This is a genomic window from Anabaena sp. WFMT, from assembly GCF_051781005.1.
GTDB lineage: Bacteria > Cyanobacteriota > Cyanobacteriia > Cyanobacteriales > Nostocaceae > Anabaena.
This window is the reverse complement of sequence record NZ_JBPWOA010000028.1, coordinates 83,426-109,690: the sequence shown is the minus strand read 5'-3', so window position 1 is coordinate 109,690 and position 26,265 is coordinate 83,426. Positions and strand designations below refer to the sequence as shown.

The 26,265-nt window shown below is 39.4% G+C and carries 12 protein-coding genes, 1 pseudogene and 1 CRISPR repeat array; of the genes and pseudogenes, 8 read left to right on the top strand and 5 right to left on the bottom strand.

The genetic code is table 11. The annotated features are described in order from the left end of the window. Window positions 1-2 precede the first annotated feature (2 nt). On the bottom strand, window positions 3-4,508 hold the full coding sequence (locus ACSQ6I_RS19070; protein ID WP_438891868.1) for an SDR family NAD(P)-dependent oxidoreductase: 4,506 nt from the start codon (window positions 4,506-4,508) through the stop codon (window positions 3-5). 1,114 nt (window positions 4,509-5,622) lie between these two features. On the opposite strand from ACSQ6I_RS19070, the gene ACSQ6I_RS19065 reads away from it, so the two are divergent. The 5 genes from ACSQ6I_RS19065 to ACSQ6I_RS19045 all read left to right on the top strand — a co-directional run bounded on the left by ACSQ6I_RS19065 (window position 5,623) and on the right by ACSQ6I_RS19045 (window position 14,641). After that, window positions 5,623-5,868 carry an acyl carrier protein gene (locus tag ACSQ6I_RS19065; protein ID WP_015217390.1) on the top strand — a complete coding sequence of 82 codons (246 nt, stop codon included), beginning with the start codon at window positions 5,623-5,625 and terminating at the stop codon, window positions 5,866-5,868. A 24-nt stretch (window positions 5,869-5,892) separates the two neighbouring features. Further along, window positions 5,893-7,449, top strand: a complete 1,557-nt coding sequence (locus tag ACSQ6I_RS19060; RefSeq protein WP_438891867.1) for a benzoate-CoA ligase family protein — start codon at window positions 5,893-5,895, stop codon at window positions 7,447-7,449. Window positions 7,450-7,883: 434 nt separating this feature from the next. Beyond that, entirely contained in the window at window positions 7,884-9,206 is a 1,323-nt protein-coding gene (locus ACSQ6I_RS19055) for a salicylate synthase (protein ID WP_438891866.1), read from the top strand. 256 nt (window positions 9,207-9,462) lie between these two features. Beyond that, window positions 9,463-10,962, top strand: coding sequence for a 3-oxoacyl-[acyl-carrier-protein] synthase III C-terminal domain-containing protein (locus ACSQ6I_RS19050; protein ID WP_438891865.1), 1,500 nt, complete (start codon window positions 9,463-9,465; stop codon window positions 10,960-10,962). Between the two features lie 205 nt (window positions 10,963-11,167). Next, a complete protein-coding gene (locus tag ACSQ6I_RS19045) occupies window positions 11,168-14,641 on the top strand; it encodes an amino acid adenylation domain-containing protein (protein ID WP_438891864.1) in 3,474 nt (1,157 codons plus the stop codon). A gap of 360 nt (window positions 14,642-15,001) precedes the next feature. Here the strand turns inward: ACSQ6I_RS19045 and ACSQ6I_RS19040 are convergent, their stop codons facing one another. Next, window positions 15,002-16,354: a DEAD/DEAH box helicase gene (locus ACSQ6I_RS19040; RefSeq protein WP_438891863.1), complete on the bottom strand. Its 1,353-nt coding sequence runs from the start codon at window positions 16,352-16,354 to the stop codon at window positions 15,002-15,004. Between the two features lie 558 nt (window positions 16,355-16,912). After that, window positions 16,913-17,902, bottom strand: a complete 990-nt coding sequence (locus ACSQ6I_RS19035; protein ID WP_438891862.1) for an NAD-dependent epimerase/dehydratase family protein — start codon at window positions 17,900-17,902, stop codon at window positions 16,913-16,915. A 295-nt stretch (window positions 17,903-18,197) separates the two neighbouring features. Between ACSQ6I_RS19035 and ACSQ6I_RS19030 the strand changes: the two genes are divergently transcribed. The 3 genes from ACSQ6I_RS19030 to ACSQ6I_RS19020 all read left to right on the top strand — a co-directional run bounded on the left by ACSQ6I_RS19030 (window position 18,198) and on the right by ACSQ6I_RS19020 (window position 21,863). Continuing rightward, window positions 18,198-18,617: a hypothetical protein gene (locus ACSQ6I_RS19030; RefSeq protein ID WP_438891875.1), complete on the top strand. Its 420-nt coding sequence runs from the start codon at window positions 18,198-18,200 to the stop codon at window positions 18,615-18,617. A 104-nt stretch (window positions 18,618-18,721) separates the two neighbouring features. After that, on the top strand, window positions 18,722-20,419 hold the full coding sequence (locus ACSQ6I_RS19025; RefSeq protein ID WP_438891874.1) for a hypothetical protein: 1,698 nt from the start codon (window positions 18,722-18,724) through the stop codon (window positions 20,417-20,419). A 43-nt stretch (window positions 20,420-20,462) separates the two neighbouring features. Continuing rightward, window positions 20,463-21,863 (top strand): TldD/PmbA family protein, encoded by a 1,401-nt coding sequence (locus ACSQ6I_RS19020; protein WP_438891861.1) that lies wholly within the window; start codon window positions 20,463-20,465, stop codon window positions 21,861-21,863. A gap of 603 nt (window positions 21,864-22,466) precedes the next feature. Next, a CRISPR array of direct repeats spans window positions 22,467-22,943; the repeat unit is 37 nt; unit sequence ATTGCAATTTCTATTACTCCCTATTAGGGATTGAAAC. Window positions 22,944-23,367: 424 nt separating this feature from the next. On the opposite strand, the gene coaE is transcribed toward ACSQ6I_RS19020, so the two are convergent. Both coaE and cobA read right to left on the bottom strand, forming a co-directional pair. Then, window positions 23,368-24,018, bottom strand: a complete 651-nt coding sequence (coaE, locus tag ACSQ6I_RS19015) for a dephospho-CoA kinase (RefSeq protein WP_438891873.1) — start codon at window positions 24,016-24,018, stop codon at window positions 23,368-23,370. 388 nt (window positions 24,019-24,406) lie between these two features. After that, window positions 24,407-26,116, bottom strand: a pseudogene (gene cobA / locus ACSQ6I_RS19010) (uroporphyrinogen-III C-methyltransferase). Window positions 26,117-26,265: the final 149 nt, after the last annotated feature.

Here is a 26,265-nt window from a genome sequence, read left to right as displayed (position 1 = left end):
TATTATTTTTGCATTTGCATTTTCTGTCTACGCATCTCGCCACGAGAACGTCTTTGTTGCAGTGCAGGTTGTTCTTTTTCTTCTGGATTTAATAATTGAGCTAGTTGACTAACTGTCGGAGCTTCAAAAATACTGACTGTGGATAGTTGAATATGAAACTCTTCTTGGACTTTGTTAATAACTCGAACACCAATTAACGAGTCACCACCTAAATCAAAAAAGTTATCATAAATTCCTACCTTTTCAATACCTATAACTTCTTGCCAGATATCAGCAATAGTTTGCTCTACTTGATTACGAGGCAAAACATAAGAGTTACTAAGATGAGGACGAGGATAATTAGCTTTAACCGTAGTTTTATCTGCTAGTTTGTCTGCAAAAATAACTCCCATATTGGCATATTGAGCCATTGTGTCTTGCATATTTTGGGGAGTAACAATAATTTGAGATAATCCACTTTCAAAAATGCGGTTAAATGCTTCTATACCTTCTTTTAAGGTAATGCCATTTTTGAGTATTTCTAGATGAGATTGTTGTAATTTATATTCTTCTTGCAGTTGAATTGCCATTCCCACTTCTTGCCAAGCATTCCAGTTAATAGTTATGGTTGGAAGTGATGAGCATTGAGCAAATCTATCAAGAAATGTATGTGCAGCAACATAATCGACATTTCCATATCCACCAGCGAAAGCTGCTATAGAAGACCAAAAAACTAAGAAGTCTAATGGCACATCTTTGAAGATAGTATCAAGTACTAATGTTCCTTGAACTTTCGGCGCAAATACGGCTTTCAACATTGCCGATGTTTTGAGTTGAGCTAAACCTCCCCCACGTATTCCAGCTGCATGAATTACTCCATGAATTGCACCAAATTTTGCGTTTATTTGAGTTACTGCTGATCGCATTTGGACTTCATCAGCAACATCAGCACTCAAAACTAATACTTCTGCACCAAGTTTTTCTATTTCTTGTAGTTTGCGAATCTTTTGACTAGAAATATCTTGCTCATCATGGGTCACTAGCCAATTTTCCCATGCTGATTTTTCTGGTAAAGTTGAACGCCCAATTAAAGCTAGTTTGGCTTGTGCTGTCTTGGCTAAATATTCAGCAATTCCTAAGCCTAAACCACCAAGTCCACCAACAATTAGATAAACTCCTTTTTGTCGCAGTTGTTTTGTTGTTGCTGTCTTTTCTAAAGGTATTGCTGCAAAGGTTTGTACCCAACGATAGTTATTTCTATAAGCGATCACATCTTCGCTAGTATCTGCAACAATTTCTACTATGAGTTTATCTATAAGTTCATTTTCACCTAATTTGCTAATGACAATATCAATGCTACGACAAGTTATATTTGGCTGTTCTTGCGGAATAACTTTGCAGCCACCTAAAACTGTAGCTTTTTCTGGGTGAATATTTTCATCACCTATAACTATTTGGATATCACTAGATATAACGCCAATTTTTAAAGATTCAGTTATCTTTTGTTTAGCAATTACATAAGATAAATTGAGTAGGCTGTTTAAACCTAGTTCTTGAGATTTCTCAAAAGATTCGTGGGGATTAAGACTCCATAGGTGAGCAATCAGGGGTACTTTTCCTAATTGAGATATTTTCTGGAATAATTTTTCATAGTCATCTCTAACTTGTGGATTAATTGTATAGACTTGCTCGTTTACCTGAGAGAAGCAATTGCCAATTTTAACTTGAATAAATTCATGTTGATAGTGAGTTTTTAAGCGTTGACAAAAAGCATCACCAAAGCCAGTATCATCTACAAAAACTAGCCAAGAAACATTTACTGTTGCTAAATCTTGTGTAGGTATAATGGAACGTTGCCAAGAAGGGAGGTAAAACCAATCATCTAGTTTTAGTCTTTGGCTGTGATGATTGCCTTGTTGTGGTGGATCAATCCAATAACGCTGGCGCTCAAAGGGGTAAGCTGGTAATGGTAGGCGATGGCGTTTTTCATGCTGATAAAAACCAGCCCAATTTATTTGTACTCCTGTTAACCACAATTTGCCTAAAGTATTGAGCAAAAATCCCACATCAGAATGTTTTTCCTGGGGATGACGCAGGGAAGAAAGTATGACTCTTGCAGATGCTTGTTGTTTAGTTAAGGTGGTTAATGTCCGTCCTGGTCCAATTTCTAGAAAAATTGATTCTGCATTTTGCAGCAATTGAGCAATTCCTTCCGCAAATCGTACACCCTGCCGTAGGTGTCGCGCCCAATAATTGGGATCTGTGGCTGCTTCTGGTGTCATCCAAGTCCCCGTCAGATTGGAAATAAAGGGAATTTGTGGGGGATGAAGTTTAATTTTTTGAACTGCTAAGGTAAAAGGCTCAACTACCGCTGCCATCATTGAGGAATGGAAGGCGTGAGAAGTATGTAACCGCCGGTATTCTATGCTTTTTGCTGTGAGTTGTTGTTCTAGTGCGGCTATATCTGCTATTGTTCCAGATACGACACTCAATGATGGTGCGTTGCTGGCTGCTAGAGAGAGGTTGTCACCTAAAAATGATTGCACTTTTTGAGCAGGTAAGCTGATGGAAAGCATCGCTCCTTCAGGTAGTTGTTGCATCATCTGCCCACGAGTTACTACCAGTGATAAAGCATCTTCTAATGAGAAAACACCAGCGATACAAGCTGCTACATATTCCCCTATGCTATGACCAATCATGGCTACAGGAGACACTCCCCAAGATATCCACAATTTAGCTAGGGCGTATTCAATGACAAATAAGGCTGGTTGAGTGATAGCTGTTTGCTGTAATTGCTGGGTTGCTGTTTGAATATCTGTGTCAGTTGGGTATAAATAGGAGCGTAAATCAATGTGGAGATGATGTTGGAGATAGTCAAAACAGCGATCGCACTCTTCCCTAAATATAGTCTCCTGCTGATAGAGTTCTTTGCCCATGTTGACATACTGCGATCCTTGTCCTGTGAACATGAACACTACAGAGCGATCGCTAGATGCTAAAACTTCGTTATCAACGGAGTCCAGCTTTTTCACTACATCCTCAAGATTCTCTCCCACTACCATCCGTCGATAATTGAAGTCTTGACGACCAATTTGCAAGGTATAAGCAACATCGGCTAAGTTCAAATCTGGATGCTGTTTTAAATATGCAGCTAAATTTTTGGTGGCTGTTTCCAAAGCAGAACTAGTTTTAGCAGACAGTACCAATAACTGCTGCTGACGAGCAGAACTAGAGGTTTCTAAAGGAGGCGCTTCTTCTAAAATGACATGGGCATTTGTCCCACCAAAGCCAAAGGAACTAACTCCAGCACGACGAGGACTATCGTTAGTTTTCCACTCCAGAAGTTTTGTGTTGACGTAAAACGGGCTATTTTCAAAATCAATTTGCGGATTAGGACTCTCGAAGTTAATGCTGGGTGGTATAAGTTTGTGGTCGAGTGCTAAAACTGTTTTGATTAAACCGACGATTCCCGCAGCTGCATCTAAATGTCCGACATTGGTTTTCACTGAACCAATAGCACAATAGTTTTTTTCGTCAGTGGTAGCGCGAAAAGCTTGTGTCATCGCCGCAATTTCAATGGGATCGCCTAAAGCTGTGCCAGTCCCGTGAGCTTCAATATAGGTAATGGTTTCTGGCTCAACTTCAGCCATCATTTGGGCTGTACGAATAACTCTGGTTTGACCCTCTTGACTAGGTGCTGTATAACCAACCTTGCCAGCACCATCGTTATTAATAGCAGAACCTTTGATGACTGCGTAAATACGATCGCGATCTGCGATCGCATCTTCTAATCTTTTTAAAACTACAACCCCAATCCCATTCCCTCCTACAGTACCATTCGCCCTAGCATCAAAGGCTTTACAATGTCCATCAGCAGCCACAATTTCATCTGGCGATAAAGTTAATTCATTTTGCGGCACTTTGACGGCAACACCAGCCCCTAAAGCCATATCACATTCGCCACTCAACAAACTTTGACAAGCTAAATGAATTGCCACCAATGAACTAGAGCAAGCTGTTCCTATACTGACACTCGGACCCGTAAGATTTAATTTATAAGAAACACGACTAGCAAGATAATCTTTATCAACGCCAACTAAAGTTTGTAAAAAGCCTTTTGATTCTATCCAGCCTTGGTTGGGAATTAAGTTATAAAGCAAGTAAGTCCCCATACCCACACCAGCATAAACTCCTATGGGTCTAGTTTCTAACTGCGAGTTATAGCCAGCATTTTCTAAAGCTTCCCAAGCACATTCTAAAAATAAACGATGTTGAGGATCTATTGCTTCCGCTTCTCTAGGATTGAAACCAAAAAAAGCAGCATCAAATAATTCTACATCACTCAGAATCCCACCAGCTTTAATTTTTTGTTCTGTGTCCGTTTTAGCTAATTTTGTATTTGTAAAAACTGAAGTTAACTCAACTCCTGCTTTCAGCTTTTCCCAAAATTCATCAATATTATTGCAGCCAGGAAACCGCCCAGACATACCAATAATTGCAATCTCTAAACCATTGTGCTGGAAATTCATAAAAGTTAGTTGTGGAAAAATTTTTATAGTGGAAACTTGATGCTTCAGATCAAATTTCCCTCTTATAGCAATTTTATGTGAGGCTGCACATAATCATGAAATCCCTTGATTAATCCATCTTTAGGGACTTCCAGGAAATAAATTATCCAATCTTGTGGGATGGGCTTACTTCGACAAGCTCAGTACAAGTCTAGCCTGTCCGGGTTTAAGGGCAGGCAAGATGCCTACCCCACAAGAATCAATTGAATATTTTTTTATTTGGAAGTCCCTTATCTGTATCCATCTGTGTTCAATACTAGACAAGTCTAGTAGTTTATCCAAAACTAATTGACGGGCAAATAAATCTTCCTTCTTCCTTCTTTCCTTCGCGCTCTTCGCGTCCTTTGCGGTTCATTTCTCTTTATCCATCAAACTCTGTATTTGACAGACTACTAGACATTTATTTCTGAGCATGAGAGAGGTTATCCCACTCAGCGGGAAGCAAGCTAGGTGTTGATGGATAGATACTTGAGAATCTATTGAAAGTTATTTTTATTAGAGTCTCAATTTTAGTGATCTTCCTGAAACCTAGATTGACATCAAAAAGCTACTTATTGCAAGTAACTTTCATTAGATTAATACAGGTGAACAATTTTGGCAAGCCTAAACCCAGAAAATATAGGTACAAAAAAATTGGTGTTCCGGTATATTCTCATGCAAAATGCCGTCTATGCAATTCTTTCAGCCTCTTCAGCAAAGTAGTTTTACCTAAATTATCTAGAAAAAAGAGTTGTAATTCCTAGAAAAACGAAGATTTTTATTTTTTGGCATTTGGCATCTATCTTAAGACATAGATAAACCAAAATATAATCTATAATGATGTATAAAATATTTTTCGATAATCATTTTCTATGTAATATTGATTGCAAATGCAATTAATTACTATTAGAGTATCTACAGGCATAATTGAAAATTAGTTGCATTAATTAGCTCGAATCAAATTGTTTGTTGTGAGCGCCAGCTACTAGCAAACACCCCAGGCATCGTCCAGGGAGTCTTTTGCAAAAGGTCTAATTAAATACAGCCAGAAATCTGCGCTTGACTTCGAGTCATAAGCTGGGGAGTTTTTTGCTTCATGGATACCTTAAACGTGATGAATACCTTGAAAACAATACTGACTGATTTAGGTATTCCCGAAGAATCGCTGTGTGAAGACACCTTTTTAAGCAAAGATTTACAGATTGATTCCGTAGAAACAGTAGAAATTGCTTTGGGACTAAAACGAAAACTAGGGGTCAACATCAAACTAGAAGCTTGGCAAAATATGACATTGGCTCAAGTCTGCAATGTAGTCGAGGCGGCGATCGCTAACAAAACCTAATATTTAGCCTAAAAGGAAAGTTGGATGGACAGTATTTCTGAACTTTTGCCTCCATTATTTAACGTTGCAGCTTACTTTATAGAAGGCAATTTAGCCCAGGAACGCAGCGAGAGAACAGCATTTTACTATCAAGATCAGACTTATACTTACACTCAAGTGAGTAGTTTTGTCCGACGCACTGCTAAATTACTTTCTCATCTTGGTTTAGAATCAGAAAACCGCATCGCAATTCTTGTCCCAGATACACCAGAATTTGTCTTTGCCTTTTGGGGTGCTATTTGGTTAGGCGCTGTGCCTATCCCCATTAATACTGCTTACAATGCTGATGACATTCAGTATATTTTGCAAGACTGCCGTGCTAAAGTCTTACTCACAACCGAAGAATGGCAACAAAAATTAGCTCCTATCCAGTCGCCGTATTTGCGTAGTATTCTATCCATAGATGGGGAAAATTCATTTTTATCCCAACTAACCCAGCAAGGTGAATTATTAGATTGGGCGAAAACATCGCGGGATGAACCAGCTTTTTGGCTTTACACTTCTGGTAGTACAGGACGACCTAAAGGTGTAATTCATCTCCATCAAAGTATGGTGGTTTGTGCAGAACAGTACGCTAAAAACACCCTAGGTCTGCATCCAGATGACATCACCTATTCAGTTGCGAATATGTCCTTTGCCTATGGCTTGGGTAACACCTTATATATGCCAATGGCAGTTGGTGCAGCAGCTGTACTATCGAATGGTAACAATGCTTTTGAAATTATTACCGACATCCAGCGATATCGACCGACGGTACTGTTTGGAATACCTAGTATTTATGCAGCTATTCTCGCTGTTGATGAAATCTCACCTTTAGATGTTTCTTCTTTGCGTTTATGTGTATCCGCTGCTGAACAACTACCCAAAAGTATTTGGCAACAATGGCTGAAAACTTACAACCACGAAATTTGTGAAGGCATTGGTACTACAGAGTTTTTACACATATTTCTCTCCAATCGCATAGGAGAGTGCAGAACAGGAACTTCAGGTCGTCCAGTCCCTGGTTATGATGTTGAAATTGTTGACGACGATGGTATTCCTTGTCCTCCAGGCACGATTGGTAACTTACAGGTGAGTGGAGAAAGCCTGATGTTGGGTTATTGGAATCGGCTATCGCAAACGCGCAAAGCTATTTATGGACAGACTATGCGGACTGGGGATAAATATGTGCGTGATGCAGATAATTATTTCCGATTCATCGGGCGATCTGACGACCTATTTAAGGTCAATGGTCAGTGGATATCACCTATAGAAATTGAGGATGTTTTGCATCAACATCCCCAGATTTTAGAAGTAGCTGTAGTCCCAGAATCTGAAGGTGGTGAACAGTTAACTCAAATTGTGGCTTATGTTAGCCTTCAGTCGGGACAGGAAGCATCACCTGAATTAGAAAGTAGTATTCGGAGATTTGCTAAACAGCAATTACCTCACTTCAAGGCTCCAAAAATAGTTCGCTTTGTAGAATGTTTACCCCGCACGGCAACTGGCAAAATTCACCGTCATTTATTATTTAAGCAACAAAATCTTGTTCTTAATTCGTAGTTGGGGGAATTTTAGATACTCAAGGAATATGGATTAAATGAACCGCGAAGGCGCGAAGAGCGCGAAGGAAGAAGGAAGAGGGAAGAAGGAAGTAGATAGGTAATCTTTGATGGGAAGGATTAGGACTAAAGCTGCGTGTCACACCAGAAATCTATTGTAGGGTGTGGTTCGGCAAGCTCACCAACCACGTCAGACTGCATAAATCTAGTAAATCAACAGATTTTGGATATCTGATGCACCTTACCAATGTGCCAGTTGCGTAAGTCCTAGGGATTATAGCGGTATGCATTTGAATGAAATACATCATAGCCCCCTCATCGCTTGCGGGGAGGGGGTTGGGGGTGGGGTTCTTTTATCTCACTCAACCGAAAATCGCTATATCTCGGTTTAGAGAATTGGTATTACTTAAGAATTTATCAAAAAGGATCAAGTTGATGGTAGCTGAACTAAAGACTGAAATAAAGTATCATGAAACATTTATACCAGGTCGAAGAGAGCCTATTCTGGTTTTAAAGAATCTGCTAGAAGCTGGGATTTTTTCTAACTATGTGATGTATGAAGGCAATAATGAAGTTCGGATTGCTGGTAATGAACTTGTTAGGGTTTCGGTAAGCCAAGACTCTGTAGTCATTAATGGTTTAGGAAAGTTTCACTCTGAACCAGTCAGCGATCCTTTGAAACAAGTAGAGACTTTGCTCAAGTCTTTGAATATTAAAAATTGGACGGCTTATGGTTATATTGCATTTGATATAGCTCGTTTTTATTCGGCATATTCTAAAGCAATTTCTCAAGAACTGCTTTATTTTTTGATTCCTGAGACTGAATTACGCTTTACAGAAACAGGAGTTCATCTCAAAACTACTAAGTCATTAGACCAGATTGAAGAACTATTATTTGTTGAGACTTTTTTACCAGATTATGACTTAACTTCTTTAGTAGTTGACTTTAGTGATAACGAAAATTACAAAAACCGTGTTGGTACTTTAATTACAGCAATTCAAAACGGTGATTTGCAAAAAGCAATTATTTCCCGTTCCGTTAAAGTAACGGGTAATTTAGATATCTTAGGGACTTATGTGGTCGGTTCTAAAGCCAACAATTCTGCGCGTTCCTACTGTCTGAATTTAGAAGATATTCGCGCTGTTGGTTTTAGTCCTGAGATTCTCATGCAAGTGAACGAAGATGGTTTTGTAGTTACAAATCCCCTAGCAGCAACTCGACCTCGTGGTGCAGACTCAGAAGAAGATACACGATTAAGTGGTGAACTGTTTACAGATGCAAAAGAGGTGAAAGAACATTCACTTTCTGCCTGGTTAGCACAAAATGAGATTACTTCACTTTGTTTACCAGAAACTGTGCGAGTTTTTGATTTTATGGAAGTCAAAAAATACCGTTGTGTACAACATTTATCCTCACGAGTCGGTGGTCAACTCCTACCAGGAAATACTTTGTGGGATGCTTTGAAAGTTTTATTCCCTGGAATTACTGTTTCTGGAATTGATAAAAAACAAGCCTTGGAATGGATTAACAATCTAGAAGATGAACCGAGAGGAATTTATGCTGGTGGTATTGGTTGGGTAGATAGTAATGGGGCAGCAGATATTGCGATCGCTATTCGCTCGGTTTACCAATACGGCAATAAAATTCACTTGAATGCTGGCGCTGGAATTGTTGCCGAATCAGTTCCAGAAAAAGAGTATATTGAGTCAGTTAATAAGATGAATACGATGTTAAATAATTTAGTTTTGGAGGCTTAAAAAACTCAGATATTTATTGACGATTTTAGGGTATATTATCACCATTGATTACAGCATCATCATAAATTTAGGACTTACGCACAACACAACGAAAGTAGGGGTAATACCCTTCGGGAAGCAAGCTACATGAATTACCCCTACGGAAGAATCAGGTTTTCGGTCACATCTTGCGTAAGTCCTGAAATTGAAGGTGCGTTACTCTGCTGCATAATACACCCTACTTTTCAACTTGTTACTATTTAGAAATAATTCTGTCATGAACAATTGTCCAGTAGGTATTCGCTCACTTGCAGTTAGCTTTCCTAGTATCATCCGTACAAATGATTATTGGCGTAATAAATACCCCAATTTGTTCGCTAAAGAAAAGCTCAGAAAAACAAGAGTTTCTCCTGCTATAGAATCTACCTCGGACAATAACGGGATTGATATTTGGTCACAAGAAGTAGCACCTTATTTGTCTGATGCATTTCGGGGGAACGTTGAGCGCCGAGTGCTTGGTGAGGACGAGTCATCATTAAAGTTGGAGTGTCATGCAGCAAAAGATGCGATCGCATCTGCTAAACTCTCCCATAATGAAATTGATCTGCTGATTGTAGCTTCACTCTTCAGCGAACATATTGGCCCTGGTCATGCCTCTTACCTCGCTCACCAACTAGAATTACAATGTCCGGCTTGGAATTTAGAATCCACCTGTTCTAGCGCCTTAGTTGCTTTAGAAAATGCTCATGCACTGGTGCAAGTAGGTGCATACCGCAATATTTTAGTAGTTGTTTCCCAAATCGGATCTAACACTGTCGATGAAGAAGATACCCTCTCTTGGTCAATGGGTGATGGTGCTGGTGCTTTTGTAGTTGGTTTGCTGAAACCTCATCAAGGAATCCTCGGTAACAAAATTGTTCATACTGCTGAAACTTGTGGTGCTTACGTACATGAACTGGTAACTGATGCTCAAAAACAACCGCAGATACGTACTCGTACTGGAACAAACGCCAACACCCTCGCCGAAACAGCTGTAGATTTTGTCCGTCAATGCTGTAATGCGGCTGTGGCTGCGGCTGGTGTGACCCTTGACCAAATTGATTTTTTTGCCTTCAATACTCCTACTGCTTGGTATGCCAGTGTTTGTACTAGAGCTTTAGGTATCAATCCAGAGCGCACCATTAATCTCTACCCTCGCTATGCAAATATTGGCCCTGTGCTTCCCATCGCCAATTTGTATCACGCTGTCCACACGGGTAAGATTCGTGAAAATGATTTAGTTCTTGTTTATACAAAAGGTGCGGCAGCAACTGCGGCAGCAACTGTGATGCGTTGGGGTGATGTAGCCTTGGGTCAAGTTCCGGCTGATCCCATCAGCGTGACTTGGGAGGATGAAATAGTTAAGCCAGCAAAAATTAGTAATTTATCAACACCACTCAATACCTTTTATCGAGAAAAAATTCTCGCTGCTGCGACCGATTCACAACAGCAAATGTTGGAAATGTATCTTTTAGAATCCATGATTAATTTATTACAAATTCCTTTAGAAAATTTAGATAAAAAACAATTTTTTGCTACATTGCTTGATTCCTTAATGGCAATTATGTTGAAGAATAAAATTGAATCTGATTTACAGTTACAAGTTTCATTAAATCAACTTTTAGGTGAACAAAATATAAATACATTGGCAACAGAACTGCTCAATCAATTAGCTTTAACAAAATTAATCGCTAAAGAAGCAATCACCACAGAAGAAAGAGAAATATTGAGTTTATAGTCTAATACCAATTTTATGTGAGGCTTTCATCTCTCAAACTCTTACTCTCTGTACCTCTGCACCTCTGCGAGATAAAATCATACTTTCATTCAGCAAAGCCGAATTATCAATCTTTATCTGTGTTTATCTGCGGTCAATTATTCTTGATATCTGATTCCATGCAACTTCATATCAATTTCGTATAATCTATTATTTGGTTAAAAATATGAACTTACATTTACTGTTAAATAATCTTGCTAACAAAGGTGTAAAACTATCTGCTAACGAAGATGCACTTTTAATTGATGCACCCAAGGGAATAATTACACCAGAATTGCGAGATTTACTAACTGAGCATAAAGCAGATTTGCTGAGATTGCTGCATCAAAATAGTCAAGATGCTAACGATAAAGCTTTACCAGTTGTTGTGCCAAAACCAGAGCTATGTTATGAACCTTTTCCCCTCACTGATATGCAACACGCATTCTGGGTGGGTCGTAGTAATGTATTAGATTTAGGCAGTGTTTCTAATCATGGTTATTACGAAATAGAAGGCCATGATTTAAACCTAGAAAGATTAAATTGGGGGCTGCAAAAATTAATTTCACGTCATGATATGCTGCGGTCTGTAGTGTTAGCAGATGGTCAGCAGCAAATTCTAGAACAAGTACCCGCTTACGAAATGGAGGTTTTAGACTTAAGAGAAAAAGATGAAGAAAGTGTCAAATTAGAGTTAGAAAAAATTCGCGATCGCTTATCTCATCAAGTTCTCCCCGCTGACCAATGGCCTTTATTTGAATTTCGCGCTACCAAATTGGATCAAGAACGTGTGCGGCTACACGTCAGCTATGATTTGCAAGTATTTGATGCTTGGAGTTTGTTTCGGTTATTTGATGAATGGTTTGCACTGTATCAAAATCCTGATGCCGTATTGCCATCGCTGGATTTATCCTTCCGGGATTATGTCTTGGCAGAGCGATCGCTACAACAAACAGAATTATACAAGCGATCGCAAGATTATTGGTTCAGTCGTCTAGATAATTTCCCCCCAGCCCCAGACTTACCCCTAGCCAAAAATCCCAAACAACTCAAACAACATCGCTGTCGGCGCTATCAAGCATCCCTCCCCCAACCGGAATGGCAGCAATTAAAGCAGAAAGCCGCACAAGCCGGTTTAACGCCTTCTGGAGTCTTATTAGCTGCTTTTGCCGAAATTTTGACAGTTTGGGGTAATAATCCCCAATTTACCATCAATCTAGCCCAATTTAATCGTCTACCACTCCATCCCCAAGTCAACGATATCTTAGGAGACTTCACATCAGTCATCCTCTTAGCAGTAGACAATTCCACCCCTGAACCATTTACCGAGCGATCGCGCCGCATCCAGCAACAACTCTGGCAAGATTTAGAACACCGCTACATTAGTGGAGTGCGCGTAGTCCGGGAATTAGCTCGGAGAAAAGGCACAGGCCCCAGCGCCATGCCAGTTGTCTTTACCAGCACCTTGGGTTTCAGTTCCTTAGGACAAAAAACCATGACCTTTAGCCATTTTGGCGAATTAGTTTATGGTATCAGTCAAGCTTCTCAAGCTTGGATGGATGTACAAGTTTGGGAAGAAAAGGAAGAACTAACATTCAACTGGGACGTGGTAGAAGAACTTTTTCCTGAAGGACTAATTGCAGATATGTTTGAGGCTTATAGAAACTTCCTCAAACTGTTAGCTACCTCCGAATCAGCTTGGCTAGTTACTTCTCGACAATTAATTCCTCCGGCTCAACTAGCACAACGAGAAGCAATCAATTTTACCGCTGCACCAATTTCTGAAGAACTCCTACACACTTTATTTGCAACTCAAGCACAGCAGCGAGGAACAGAACCCGCAATTATTTCCGCCCAGCGTACCCTAACTTACCAAGAGTTATATCAACTATCCAATCAACTTGGTCATCAACTGCGCCAACTAGGAGTTACTCCTAATCAATTAGTTGCCGTATTCATGGAAAAGGGATGGGAGCAAATTGTCGCAGTTCTGGGTATTTTAGCCGCTGGTGGTGCTTATGTTCCTATAGATCCCCAATTACCCCAGCAACGCCAGAAATATCTTCTAGAAAACAGTGAAGTCCAAATTATTCTCACTCAATCTTGGTTGCAGGAAAAATTAGAATTGCCATCACAAATGCAATGTTTATGTATAGACGCAGATGAATTAGCAACCGAAAGTAAACAGCCACTGCAACCAGTTCAAACACCAGATGATTTAGCTTATGTGATTTATACATCAGGTTCTACAGGTTTACCCAAAGGAGTGATGATTACTCATCGCAACGTCGTTAATGTTGTTGTCCATACAAACCAACGATTTAACATTGGTTCTCAAGATAGTATCCTAGCTTTGACAGCCCTTAACCATGATTTGTCTGTGTATGACATCTTTGGTTTATTGGCCGCTGGTGGCAAAATTATCATTCCTGATGCTGAAGTGGTGAAAGATCCTGCACACTGGGCTAAATTGCTAGTGGAACAACAGGTAACACTGTGGAATTCTGTCCCTGCCATGATGGAGATGTTGGTAGAATATGCGGAGAGTGAATCTATATTCCTACCTGCTAGTTTGCGTTTGGCAATTTTGGGTGGAGATTGGCTACCCCTTGCCCTACCTCGTTGTCTCAAAAGTTCAGTGAAAGGAATAGAAATATTAAGTATTGGCGGCCCCACAGAAACGACTATTTGGAATATTGGCTATTTGATTGCAGAAGTTAATCCAAATTGGCAGAGTATTCCTTACGGCAAACCTATGGCTAATTCCCAATATTATATTTTGAATACAGCCTTAGAAGATTGTCCGGTTTGGGTGACTGGGGAGATATACTGTGCTGGGGTACAGTTAGCGCAAGGCTATTGGCGCAATGAAGAAAAGACCAGTGCTAATTTTATTACTCATCCGCGCACAGGCGAACGCATTTACCGTACAGGAGATTTGGGTCGCTATTTACCTGACGGAAATATTGAATTTTGTGGACGAGCAGATTTTCAAATTAAGATTCGCGGATACCGCATTGAAGCTGGAGAAATCGAAGCAGCATTAATGCAACATCCAGCAGTACGCACTGCTGTGATCACTGCCACAGGTAAACATAATAGTAAAGAGCGTTTGGTAGCCTATATTCTGAGCAAAAACCAGAACCCCCCAGTTGAAGATTTACACAATTTCCTCAGAGAAAAGTTACCAGAGTATATGTTGCCATCAGCTTTTATATTTCTCGATCATTTACCACTTTCTGCTAATGGGAAAGTAGATCGTTTGGCACTGCCAACTCAAGAAAGTTTGCTTCAAGAATTTGCAGTTACTTATGTAGAACCCCAAAATGATGTTCAACAGATGATTGCAAAAATTTGGGAAGAAGTTTTAGGTTTAGAAAAAGTAGGCGTAAATCATAATTTCTTTGATATTGGTGGTAATTCTTTAACAATTACCAAAGTCTACTCTCAGCTAAAAAAATCTTGGACGAAAGATTCAAATTCTTTATCAGTAGTTGATTTGTTTAAGTACCCAACAATTAGGCTTTTAGCGAATTATCTAAACCAAAATGAATCTTCTAATTCATCAGCAAAAGCAGAAAGTAATGAATTAAATCAAAAATTAGAAGATGGCAAAAATCGTCTCAAACAAAGATTTACAAAATCATTAAGAGCTAAGTAGGGCTTGCTGAAAAAGTCTTTCCGTTAGGGCTAGGAGTCAGGAGTCAGGAGTCAGGAGGAAGAATTAGAAGGAGATCAGAATATTCTCAAATCTGGGTAAATGAACGGTTTTTGATGATTTCATCGCTTATTTCTGGCACCTTCTCCTACTTTTTCAGCCTGAAACTGTTGATATATCTAGGTTTTTGGTTTATTCAGCAAGCCCTAAGTAGAGCATAATCGAAGTCAGGAGAATAAAGGCTTTTTTAGTCAAATTTGATGATTTTGATAAAATTTCACTTTTCTCTATTCTTCATTTCATCAGCATAAGGGCTGCCTTATCCCAACGACAATTTTTAACGCCAACCTTATATGTCGGCGATTAGCGATCGCTTTTTTTAGTCCGGCGCGATGCAGATGAACTACCACCATACTTTTTACCATCTGTTGCTGGTGGTGCTGCCTTACGTTTACCAGATCTCCGTGGTGCCGATTTACGTTTACCAGTAGAATCAGCCGTCTCTTGATCACGTCCAGGCTGGGGTTTTGGTTTGCGTCCATTTTGAATTGGTTCAGGCTTAATGTCGGGGTTGACTCCAAAACCAGCAACTATTTCTAATGACAACGGTTGCTTGATCAGTTTTTCGATATCTGCCAACAAATGGAACTCATCAACACACACTAGAGAAACAGCTTCACCTTTTGCACCAGCGCGGCCTGTACGACCAATACGATGGACATAATCCTCTGGTACATTGGGCAAATCGAAATTGACCACATGGGGTAATTCGCTAATATCCAGACCCCTAGCGGCAATATCTGTGGCTACTAGTACCTGTAAACTACCATTTTTGAATTTTGCTAAAGCGTGGGTACGCGCCCCCTGACTCTTATTACCGTGAATTGCTAGTGCTTGAATGCGATCGTCATTCAACTGCCTCACCAGACGATCTGCACCATATTTAGTACGAGTAAACACTAGAACTTGATACCAATTATCTTGTCGAATCAGATGAGCTAGTAATTGACGCTTCTTATCACGGTCTACCTGGTAAGCTCTTTGTGCGATCGTATCAGCAGTAACGTTGCGGCGTGCCACCTCAATCATCGTCGGGTGATTCAATAACCCTGAGGCCAATTCCTTGATTTTATCGGAGAAGGTAGCAAAGAATAGCAAATTTTGGCGCTGTTTTGGCAATACCGACAGAATACGCCGAATATCACGAATAAAGCCCATATCCAACATTCGATCAGCTTCATCCAACACCAAAATCTCAACACGCGAAAGGTTCACCGTCCCCTGTTGCAGATGGTCTAGCAGTCTTCCAGGAGTAGCCACCAGAATATCTACACCACTCTTCAACTGCCGTTTTTGAGGATTGATACTTACTCCACCGAATACCACTGTTGATTTCAGCTTCAGGTACTTGCCATAATCATGCACGCTTTCCTCTACCTGTGCAGCGAGTTCCCGTGTAGGGGTGAGAATCAACGCCCGGATTGGTAGCCATCCAATAGCACTGCTTTTAATGTTCTGGTCTGATGACAACTTATGCAAAAGTGGCAGAGTAAAACTCGCGGTCTTTCCAGTACCAGTTTGAGCGCCAGCTAATAAATCACCACCCGACAATACAGCAGGAATCGCCTGCATTTGAATTGGTGTGGGTTTAGTGTACCCCCTCTCAGTGACTGCACGAATAATTTCATTGGACAAGCCGAGATTAGAAAAAGACATAAAACTCCGTAAATAACATCGGCCTGTCGCTAATATCAGCGTCAGTCTTAGGCGGACGGATGGTTTGAAAGGCTGCATGGGCAACTAGCGCCAAGACTCAGAGCAAATGCCGCAGCACTGAATTTTAACAGACTTTGACCATGAATTTACAGAAAATTCTTCAAGATTAGGACTTACGCACGAATCACAGAATGACGAACCGCAGAGGTCGCGGAGAAATGGGAGTTTGACAGGTATTTTGCGTAAGAGTAAGCCACAAAATAAATGATCCTGTTTTGTCATGCTGAGTGTAGCAAAGCGAAACGAAGCATCTCGGAGGCTTCTTCACTACACTTCGTTCCGTTCAGAATGACATTGGGCATTTCTTTATGACATTGGGCATTTCTTTTTGTGGAGTTCTTTAAGTCCTAAAAATGCTTCGTATTTTACAGCAGGTTTCATATATTGGTACCACAACCTTCTTATTCTCCTCCTTTCTTCCTTTGCGCCTTCCCTGCGGGACGCTACGCGAATGCGTCTTTGCGTGAGAATTAAAAATGTGGTTCATTTACCTGAAAATCACTGTACTGATGAGGATTTCCCTGTCCCCTCTGAATAAGGACTGTTAATCCCGCTAATTTTCAATACATCACTCATAGTTGCACAGTAATTTGGTAAGTCGAAACTAGCGGGATTAATGGTGTTAGCATAGGTAAAATGTCTATATTTCATGCAAAATCTATCCCATGCAGCCATTTGAATACGAAACAAAACAATAATCAAATTAGCTAATGATAAAGATAGAGGAATACGAAAGTAAATCTTTTTGCCTAAATAACCGCAGACTTCCTTGACTGCTTGGTTAACAGTTAATGCAGATTGACCCAAAACAAATCGACGTGGTTCCCCTTTTTCGGGTGGATAATCAATTAAATATTGAACGACAGTAGCAATATCGCGTCCATGAATAAAGTGAAAACTGCCATCTGCTTGTAAGAAACGAATTATATCAATATATTTGGTAACTTCGGGAATGCCTGTTGTGAGGTGGGAGTAAGGTTTGTTGTCATCACCACCTAAAACCAGGGTGGGGAAAACGGTGGTTATTTTGGGTGCAAGAGCTAATTTTTCTATTTTGTGTAAACAATCGTATTTAGACCGGATATAATCTGTACCGATTTCCCCAGCTTGTTTCATGGGTTGGTTGTCATAACCTAAAACGCTTGCAGTTGAAAAATATATTACCTGTTGACATCTTTCTGGATTTAGCAGGTTGATTAACTCTAATGTTTTCAAGACGTTAATATCAAATATTCCCTCTCCACCCCATGAAGTAGCTGTTAGTACTGCCGTGTCAATGGTTTTGAGTAAATTAGAATACTTACTAATTTCTCGCATATCGCCCTGCAAAACGGTGATACCAGGACGTGCTGCTGTATCAACTTGCAGTTTATTTGGGTTTCTCACAAGTAAGTATAATTCGTGATTGGTATTTTGAATTAAGGCCTCACTTATATAGTGACCGACACAGCCACTTGCACCAGTGATTAAAATCCGTTTTGTGGTCATGAAGTTTAACGTTTGGGTTGTTACAGGTGAATGATAGACGTTTGATAAACTAAATATTAATCGAATTTACGGCAATTAACACACCTATCCAGACATTCAATACTGCTCGGTTAAGGCTACAAAGTTGTTATATAGTAGGTTGGGTTGACACAAGGAAACCCAAGATAATCAAGGATTTTGTGAGGTTTTGCTGTCCCTCAACGAGCGATCGCACTTCAGGAGGCTTTGTTAAAGTCTATCTGATTAGTCAAAAATGCACACAATAATTTATAATTATCAATTATTAATGATCAACATGAATAAAGCAATTATTTGGATACATGGAGACTGCCTAAATCCCAAAAATCCGGTATTTCAAAAATATCCAAATGCTCCAGCTATTTGGGTTTGGGATGATGCTTTAATAGCAGAATGGCAACTTAGCCTCAAACGCCTCACTTTTATCTATGAATGTTTACTAGAATTACCTGTAGAAATTCGTCGTGGGAACGTGGGACAAGAGATTTTAAATTTTGCTCAAGAACATGATGCTAATTTAGTTGTCACTGTTGATAGTCCTAGTCCACGATTTGAGGAGATTTGTAATCAAGTTGAAGAAAAATATTTAAATTTAGAAGTTTTGGCAATAGAACCATTTTTTGATTATGATGGATTTATTGACTTGAAGCGGTTTTCACGCTATTGGAAAGTAGCTGAAAAATATGTTTTTGAATAAAATTAAAATGATTCAAATAAATATTTATTTGAATTTTGCATAGATTTTCTCTATACTTATAGAGTAACGCTTCAGAAGTTTTATTTAACAAATTTGCAACAGTGATGTTATTTTATAATCTTCATAATTTATTAATTACGCCAATTAATAACACATTTTCTGCTGATGGTAAACGTATCTCAAAATCTATAATATTTTGTTTGATTGGGAGTATCATATTTTCAATATTTTACAGTTGCTTAGGACTGAAAAAAGCATTTCAAGGTAATTATGTTGTCCAAGATGATGCCAGAGAATATGTATTTTGGATGCAAAGATTTAGTGATTCAGAATTACTACCTAATGATTTGATTGCTGATTATTTTAAATCAATTACTCCCATTGGGTATGCCTCCGTTTATAAATTAATGACTAGTCTAGGTATTGAACCAGTTTTGTTTAGTAAAATATTGCCTATTTTTTTAGGTTTAATTATAACTATCTATTGTTTTTATTTATCCCTGGAATTTTTACCAGTTCCTTCTGGGGGATTTATCAGCACCTTGCTACTCAATCAAAGTCTTTGGTTTAAAGATGATTTAGTTTCTGCCACACCTAGAGCTTTTATTTATCCTTTGTTGTTAGCATTTCTCTATTATTTATTACGCGAAAATAGACTAATGATCAGCTTGATAATAGTCTTAGAAGGATTTTTATATCCTCCACTATTATTTATTTCTTTGGGAATTTTAATTGTTAGAGTCAGGAAGAATTATTTGCTGCTGGCAGGCTATTTAGGATTGGGAATAATAGCAATGTTGCCTTATGCTTTGACTTCCTCAGAGTTTGGGCCAGTTGTCACCGCTGCTCAAGCTTGGCAAATGCCTGAACATTGGACAGAAGGAAGACATCCTTTTTTTGATCAAAACCCTTGGCGATTTTGGCTAATTGGACAACATAGCGGTATACTCCCACCATTGATGCCTCCGTTAATTTGGTTTGGCTTGTTTTTCCCTTGGGTTTTAAAATCTCGTTCGCGCTTTCCTTTGGTAAGTTTAATTAATAAAAAAATTATACTTTTCAAGCAAGTTACTATTGTATCTTTAGTTCTATATTTTGCTGCCCATATTGTTTTACTAAAACTATTTTTTCCCACTCGATATACAGTGCATACATTCCGAATTATCATGGCTTTGGCTGGAGGAATAACTTTCACTGTCATGTTGGATGGTTTTTTTCATGCTTATCAGCAAAAACGCAGGTTTTGGCAACTTTTATTAACAGCAACTTTAATGGGGTTACTGCTTTTTTATCCTAATTTTTTAGGACGATTTCCCACAACGGGTTATAAAATATCAGAACAGTCTGCGATATATGAGTTTTTGCAAAAGCAACCAAAAAATATTATGATTGCTACGCTCTCTGATGAGGCAGATTATATCCCAACTTTTGGCAAAAGGTCTATTTTAGTAGGTCGAGAATATGCTCTTCCATTCCATCTTGGTTACTATGGTCAGATTCGTCAACGGACTATTGATTTGCTTTATGCTCAATATAGTCAAGACTTAGCTGTAGTTCAACAAGTAATTCAAAAGTATAGAGTCACGTTCTGGTTGCTGGAACGGACAGCTTTTCAACCTGAATATCTAACTCAAAAGACTTGGCTGAAAAGTTTTCAGCCAGCATTTACAGAAGCTGTCACAAGTTTAGAGCAGGGGATAAATCCGGCTTTAGCTCAGTTACAAAAACAATGTTCGGTGTTAGAAACAGAAAAATTTACGCTTTTGAAAGCAGATTGCCTTTTATTAGCAAAATTGACCTAAATAGTTGCAAAATAAATACAGTTCGTCATGATCACTAACAAGAATGCCTAACTTACTTGCTGACGTACAAAATTTACTATCTGAGCTAATTGCTTGTTACTCCTCCCGTGTGGATTATTTGATGATTCGCTTAGAAGAGGCAGAAGGAACGGATATCTTGTTGCGTGGTGACAAGGTGGAAACCCTCAGCGAGGGCATTTCTATTGGTGGACATATTCGCGCTTGTTATAAAGGTGGCTGGGGGTTAAGTAGTTTTAACCAGTTGGCTACTATTAAAGAACGGATAGAAGAAGCGATCGCAGCAGCTCGGATAGTGGGAGACGAAGAAACCATCTTAGCTCCCATTGATCCCATACAAGCTATATGCGAATTACCCTTGACAGGGATAGATCCGCGTCAAGTTTCCCTGAAGCAGAAAAAACAATTGTGCGATCGCTATACCCAATTACTCAAAAGCGTTGATTCCCGCATCACCACCACCTCTGTTCGTTACGGTGACAGCGCCCAAAGAGTAATTATTGCTACTTCTGAAGGCACTCTAATTGAGCAATCTTGGGTAGATATGGAAATGCGCTTTGCAGCCACAGCCAGAAATGGCGACACCGTACAAACTGGTAGAGAAACCATCGGTTCTCGCAAAGCCTATCAAGATTTAACTGATTTAGATACCCAAGTCAAAAGCGCCGCCGAAAGAGCAGTTACAGCCTTATCCTTACCATCAGTCAAAGGTAATACTTATACCGTAGTTATTGACCCCATACTCAGTGGTTTATTTGTTCATGAAGCATTTGGTCATCTTTCCGAAGCTGATATGGCCTATGAAAACCCTGATTTGCTAGAGGTTATGACCCTGGGAAGGCGTTTTGGTTCAGAAGAACTGCAAATTTTTGATGGTGCAGCCCCAGCAGGTCATCGTGGTAGTTATTATTACGATGATGAAGGCACACCTGCTACAACTACGCAATTAATCAAAGATGGTGTTTTAGTCGGACGTTTGCACTCTCGTGAAACTGCCGGCAAATTAGAAGAAGCGCCCACAGGTAATGCCCGTTGTCTCGATTATCACTTTTCGCCCATTGTGCGAATGACAAATACCTGGATTGAAAGAGGTAATACCCCCGTCGCCGACTTATTTACTGATATTAAAGAAGGGGTATATGCCCGCAATTGGTTAGGTGGAATGACAAACGGGGAAATGTTCACCTTCAGCGCTGGTGAAGCCTGGATGATTAGAAATGGCAAAATCGCCGAACCCGTGAAAGATGTCACCCTATCAGGTAACGTTTTCCAAACCCTCGCGGATATTGAAGGCATTGGTGATGATTTTTACTGGGATGAATCAGGTGGTTGTGGTAAAGGTGGACAAAACGGTTTACCTGTAGGTTGTGGTGGTCCGAGTTTGCGAATCAAAGATGTGGTAGTTGGGGGAGAAAGTTCAGATTAATTCGTAATAACCTAAGTTGCTAGTTAGGGAAACTGTCAAAATCAGGATTTCCAGGATTTAAGAGTTTTTTCTCACTAATGACCAATTACCAGCCTTAATTAGATAACTAGCAACTTGGGTGGTAGGGAACACCAAAAAATAAATTACCCAAAAATCGTAGGGTGGGTTAGGACGTTAGTCCGTAACCCACCATAAATTTAGGGATAATCGTGGGTTACGCGGCGCTAACCCACCCTACGAATTGGGGATTTTTTTATTTGGAAGTCCCGTATACTGCAAACGTGTGAAATCTGAACTTATGTCATACTGTCGTCACGCTGCGCTATCAAAATGACATTTTTAAACCGTTTTTAGCAGTATTTTCTTCGCTTGATGCGCGAGGGGGTGGGTGTAAAAAATCCAGTTTCTCAGAAAATGCCTGAAATCAATTCTAGGCAAGGCTTTGCTGGTTTTCTTTTGCCTACACTCCCGCGCACCTTACACAGCAAGGGTTTCAGCGATTTTTGCTCTTGACACAATTCCTGAAATGAACTATGATGATATCGTCCGCGCAACTGAACCTTGAAAACTACATATATATATATAGGCTTTCCGCCCCCCGCTATTGCAATTTCTATTACTCCCTATTAGGGATTGAAACATTGATATTGTTTTGGACAGCTTAAATGACTTAAATTGCAATTTCTATTACTCCCTATTAGGGATTGAAACCAGCAAGTGCAAAACCACCTATACCAGAAAATAAAATTGCAATTTCTATTACTCCCTATTAGGGATTGAAACGTCGCCAGCATTCAGCAGTAAAGCAACTACTAGCAATTGCAATTTCTATTACTCCCTATTAGGGATTGAAACTACGAACCCAGTGAAAGTGTTACCTGACGTGCTTTCAGAATTGCAATTTCTATTACTCTCTATTAGGGATTGAAACTAGACGGCATCTAACAAAGATAAAAAAGTCTGAATTTAAGATTGCAATTTCTATTACTCCCTATTAGGGATTGAAACTACTTTCCCTTTGCAAGGGAGGTGGCATGATGGATATTGCAATTTCTATTACTCCCTATTAGGGATTGAAACTTAAAATTGTCTGGTCTTGCCTCCGCAAACGATCCATTGCAATTTTCATTACTCCCTATTAACTCAAGTTGCTAGTTATCTAGTTGAGGCTGGTTATTGGTTATTGGTTATTGGTTATTGGTAATAAAACTTCTGTTTTCATCCTGTTCATCCTTTAATCTTGGACATCCTGATTCAGACAATGTGTCTAAGTAGCAACTTACGTTATTAGGGATTGAAATTTATTCCAATTTTTTAGAGAAATCGGGAATCTCATAATACCAATTTTATATGAGACTGCACAGAATAATGACACCAATTGAATTATTAGTCTTTATCTGCGTTTATCTGCGGTCAATTATTCTTGATATCTTAATTCTATGCAACTTCATATCAATTTGGGATATAGCGTTTCCTCATTATAACAAGGCACATAATAGCCCCCTCATCGCTTGCGGGGAGGGGGTTGGGGGTGGGGTTTTTGTACCTCACTCAACCGATAACCGCTATAAACCCTTTTCATCACCAAATCTATTTGTTGTAAAAGTGATTCTAAAGTTGAGGAATTATCCAAAACCACATCAGCACGCGCTACTTTTTCAGCAATAGATAATTGACTACTAATTCTAGCTACAGCTTGTTCAGTAGTTAAATGATTTCGCTGAATTAATCTCTCTTGTTGCTGTTCTGGTGAACAAGATACAACCCAAATTTCACTAACTAAATTCTCTAAACCAGCTTCAAATAACAAAGGAATAACTAAAACTAAGGTATTTGCAGATGATTCATTGATAGCTTGAGTAAAACAATTCCTCACATAAGGATGAATTAGATTTTCTACCCAATTACGTTCTTTTGGCTGATTAAAAATAATTTCTCCCAACTGAGAACGATTTAAATTACCATCTGGTAGCAAAATTTCTTTGCCGTAACGTTGGGAAATTTGTGCAATGATAGGTGAACCAACAGATACTGCATCTCTAGCATAAACATCTGCATCTAAAATTGGTAAATTATAAGCAGTAGCTAAATAATTAGCCACTGTACTTTTACCTGTAGCTATACCACCAGTTAAACCGATTAAACGTTTTGTCATTAGTAATTGGTAAAAGTCTTTCTCTGGTTCCCGGTTCCTAATATACTGCAAACGGGTGAAATCTGGACTTATGTCATACTGTTCGCGTAGCGTGGCGTTAGCCATACGTAACGTAGTGCAGCGTTCGCGGAGCGTCTCGTAGAGAAGTATCTCGGAGATTCTTCACTTCGTTCAGAATGACACTTTTAACCCGTTTTTAGTATAAGTTAGGTGGTTGAGAAAATTTACAACTATGTCATTGCGTTCGCGAAGCGTGGCGTATGACTCCTAAGTCGTCACGCAAGCTATAGCCATACGTAACGAAGTGGAGTAAAGCAATCGCAAGGTTTTCAGCATTTTTACTTTTCGTTACATAGTTAGGTTTATCTATGCCTACCTACTTACCCAATTACCCTTTCGACCATTTGATAATTGCTTTAATTAAACCATCTACAGTATATTCCTCAGCTTCAATATCAACACGTCCGAATAAATCGGAGCAAATTTTAGAAGTTTGGGGTCCGATAGAAGCAATGCAAATTTTGTCTAAATAGGGTGTCACCCCATTTGTTAATTTACTAGTTGCTAATAGATAGAAAAACTGCACAGTCTTAGAACTAGCAAAGGTAATTACATCTAGGGTACGATTTTGCAAAGCTAATTCTGCTGCTGGGGGAATATTCTGGGGACAACAAGATTCATAAGCGGGAACTTCGATAACTTCTGCACCTTTAGCGGTTAATTCTTTAACTAAAACTTCTCTACCCCCAGTTTCAACTCTAGGAAATAAAATCTTTTTACCTGCTAAGTTTTCAGGAAAGTTGGCCACTAAGGAGTCAGCAATAAAGTGAGGAGGAATAAAATTAGGTCGGATATTGTGTTTTTTCAGACTTTTGGCTGTTTTTTCACCAACAACGGCAATTTTAATCTTATTTAAATTATTTTTATTTTTACCTTGGGTATGAAGCCTCTGAAAAAAGTAGTCTACAGCGTTGCTGGAAGTGAGAATTAACCAGTCGAAAGTCGATAAATTAACAATCGCCTCATCTAAAGCTTTCCAACTAGAAGGGGGGCCAATTTCTAAAGCTGGCATTTCAATGACTGTAGCACCTGCTGACGACAAGCGATCGCTAAATTGGCTTGACTGTCCAACCGAACGTGTGACTAGAATGGTTTTACCTGAAAGAGGAAGATTGCTTGACATAGGGAAAATACAAGAGTTTTGGCTATTTAGAAGATATTTTTTCTCAGGTTATATTTGTTGCAATTGGTAATTGGGAAGAGCGATGATCGAATAGACATCGACCGAATTTAAATATGCTCCGCAATGGTTCGCATCTGACGTTAGGGTCAGTTTCCCTCCTGCCTCCTACCCCCTAACTCCTGCCTTCGATAAGTAATTATACTATAAATATTGGCGTAACCGAACAACTTCACCAATGACAATTACTGCTGGGGAGAGAGATAAACCCGCAGTTTGTGCCAAAATATTGCCTAATTCACCTATGCAGATTTCTTGACTGGGAGTTCCTGCCCAACGGATAATAGCAATTGGTGTGGAATGCGATAGGTTATGGCGTAGCAGTTGATAAACGATTTCTGCTAAATTTTTCCCCCCCATCAAAATTACTAAAGTTTCTAATCTTGATAGTGCTTCCCAGTCTAAAACATCCGGTTCATGTGCTGTCAATACAGCAAAACAGCGACTGAGAACAGTATCTGTCAGAGGAATTCCTGCAAGTAAAGGTGCTGCTAAAGCTGAAGAGATTCCTGGTATCACTTCAAATTCACAACCGGCAGATTTTAAAGCTTCTATTTCAGAAATACAGCGGCCAAAAATAAAAGGATCTCCTGATTTCAGCCGAATAACTTGTTTACCTTCTTGACAATGCTTAACTAGTAAATTGTTAATTTCAGCTTGGGGAGTGCTGGGTTTACCACCACGTTTACCAACATCTAATTTCAGACAATCAGGTGGTACACAATCGAACAATTGAGCATCTACTAAAGCATCATAAACTAACACTTGGGCAGATGCCAAGAGACGATATGCTTTTACAGTTAAATATGCCAAATCTCCAGGGCCAGCACCCACAAGGTAAACTTTACTATTAGTCATTGGTCATTGGTCATTAGTTATTGGTTAAGTAGGTAGGCAGAATAAAATCAAACTGTAGTATACTGAACACGGTTGGGACATGGACTTTTGCAAGATTACGAAAAACCTGGATGTGTAGGGGTTTAGCAGTGCTAAACCCCTACCTATAG